The following is a 2,500-nucleotide window of genomic DNA, read 5'->3' as shown; positions in this document are numbered from 1 at the left end:
ATGAGTTCGTGGGATCAGACCCGAAACCAGATGATCTAGCCATGTGCAGGATGAAGGTAAGGTAACACTTACTGGAGGTCCGAACCGACACCCGTTGAAAAGGGTCCGGATGACGTGTGGCTAGGGGTGAAAGGCCAATCAAATCTGGAGATAGCTGGTTCTCCGCGAAAGCTATTTAGGTAGCGCCTCGGACGAATACCTACGGGGGTAGAGCACTGCATGGGTGATGGGGTCCCACAGACTTACTGAGCCTAAGCAAACTCCGAATACCGTAGAGTACTATCCGGGAGACACACGGCGGGTGCTAACGTCCGTCGTGAAGAGGGAAACAACCCTGACCTACAGCTAAGGCCCCCAATTCGTGGCTAAGTGGGAAAGCATGTGAGACGACCAAAACAACCAGGAGGTTGGCTTAGAAGCAGCCATCCTTTAAAGATAGCGTAACAGCTCACTGGTCTAAATAAGTTGTCTTGCGGCGAAGATGTAACGGGGCTCAAGCCACGAGCCGAAGCTTAGGATGCACAGCAATGTGCGTGGTAGCGGAGCGTTCCGTGATATAGCACCATCCGACTTCAGCCTTCCCTCGGGAGGGTTTTGGTCGGAACGGTGCTGACTGTGAAGCCGGCCTGTGAGGGATCCGGTGGAGTGATCGGAAGCGAGAATGTTGACATGAGTAGCGACAAACAGGGTGAGAGACCCTGTCGCCGAAAGTCCAAGGGTTCCTGCTTAAAGCTAATCTGAGCAGGGTGAGCCGACCCCTAAGGCGAGGCCGAAAGGCGTAGTCGATGGGAACCAGGTTAATATTCCTGGGCCAGGAGGATGTGACGGATCTCGAGGGTAGTTTCTTCTTATCGGATTGAAGAGGCTGCTTAGAGGTTCCTGGAAATAGCCCTCCATTAGATCGTACCCGAAACCGACACAGGTGGACTGGTAGAGAATACCAAGGCGCTTGAGAGAACCACGTTTAAGGAACTCGGCAAAATGCTCCCGTAAGTTCGCGAGAAGGGAGCCCCGTCTGCAGGCAACTGTGGGCGGGGGGCACAGACCAGGGGGTGGCGACTGTTTACTTAAAACACAGGGCTGTGCGAAGCCGTAAGGCGACGTATACAGTCTGACGCCTGCCCGGTGCTGGAAGGTTAAAAGGAGGGGTGCAAGCTCCGAATTGAAGCCCCAGTAAACGGCGGCCGTAACTATAACGGTCCTAAGGTAGCGAAATTCCTTGTCGGGTAAGTTCCGACCTGCACGAATGGCGTAACGATCTCCCCGCTGTCTCAAACGTGGACTCAGCGAAATTGAACTGTGTGTCAAGATGCACACTTCCCGCGGTTAGACGGAAAGACCCCATGCACCTTTACTATAGCTTCGCACTGGCATCAGGATTGTGATGTGCAGGATAGGTGGTAGGCTTTGAAGCGGGAACGCCAGTTTCCGTGGAGCCTCCCTTGAGATACCACCCTTCGCACTCTTGATGTCTAACCGCGGTCCGTTATCCGGATCCGGGACCCTGCGTGGTGGGTAGTTTGACTGGGGCGGTCGCCTCCCAAAGAGTAACGGAGGCGCGCGAAGGTTGGCTCAGAGCGGTCGGAAATCGCTCGTTGAGTGCAATGGCAGAAGCCAGCCTGACTGCGAGACTGACAAGTCGAGCAGAGTCGAAAGACGGCCATAGTGATCCGGTGGTCCCAAGTGGGAGGGCCATCGCTCAACGGATAAAAGGTACGCTGGGGATAACAGGCTGATGATGCCCAAGAGTCCATATCGACGGCATCGTTTGGCACCTCGATGTCGGCTCATCTCATCCTGGGGCTGGAGCAGGTCCCAAGGGTATGGCTGTTCGCCATTTAAAGAGGTACGTGAGCTGGGTTTAGAACGTCGTGAGACAGTTCGGTCCCTATCTGCCGTGGGTGTAGGATACTTGAGAGGAGTTGCCCCTAGTACGAGAGGACCGGGGTGAACGTTCCACTGGTGGACCAGTTGTCGTGCCAACGGCAGTGCTGGGTAGCTATGAACGGACAGGATAACCGCTGAAGGCATCTAAGCGGGAAGCCCCCCTCAAAACCAGGTATCCCTTGAGAGCCGTGGAAGACCACCACGTCGATAGGCCGGAGATGTAAGCGCAGCAATGCGTTCAGTTGACCGGTACTAATTGCTCGATAGGCTTGATTTGATCCAGCAGAAGCCAGACTTCTCTGGTCAAAAAGCGGACTTGGACCGCTGATTGTTGTGCTTCTTTCTCGGTTTGGTGGTCATAGCACGAGCAAAACACCCGATCCCATCCCGAACTCGGCCGTTAAGTGCCGTCGCGCCAATGGTACTGCGTCTCAAGACGTGGGAGAGTAGGTCGCCGCCAAACCTAGAAAGAAGCGCAACGTATCTCTCGACGATGCGGCCCAAACTCAATCCAATACCGAGCGGGCCAATTGGCGCGGGGTGGAGCAGCCCGGTAGCTCGTCAGGCTCATAACCTGAAGGTCGTAGGTTCAAATCCTACCCCCGCAACCAAA

General features: G+C 55.1%; 1 tRNA gene and 2 rRNA genes (1 of these 3 cut by a window edge). All 3 read left to right on the top strand.

Annotated features, from left to right (window positions below):
* Nucleotides 1–2,164: ribosomal RNA gene (locus tag OEZ60_RS21805) — 23S ribosomal RNA — on the top strand; it begins 672 nt to the left of the window's first position.
* A 71-nt stretch (nucleotides 2,165–2,235) separates the two neighbouring features.
* A 5S ribosomal RNA gene (rrf, locus tag OEZ60_RS21800) occupies nucleotides 2,236–2,350 on the top strand.
* A gap of 71 nt (nucleotides 2,351–2,421) precedes the next feature.
* A tRNA-Met gene (locus OEZ60_RS21795) sits at nucleotides 2,422–2,498 on the top strand.
* Nucleotides 2,499–2,500: the final 2 nt, after the last annotated feature.

This window comes from Albidovulum salinarum (genome assembly GCF_025673475.1).
GTDB lineage: Bacteria > Pseudomonadota > Alphaproteobacteria > Rhodobacterales > Rhodobacteraceae > Albidovulum > Albidovulum salinarum.
Note: the sequence above shows the minus strand (reverse complement) of the source record. Positions and strands in the feature narration are given on the sequence as shown.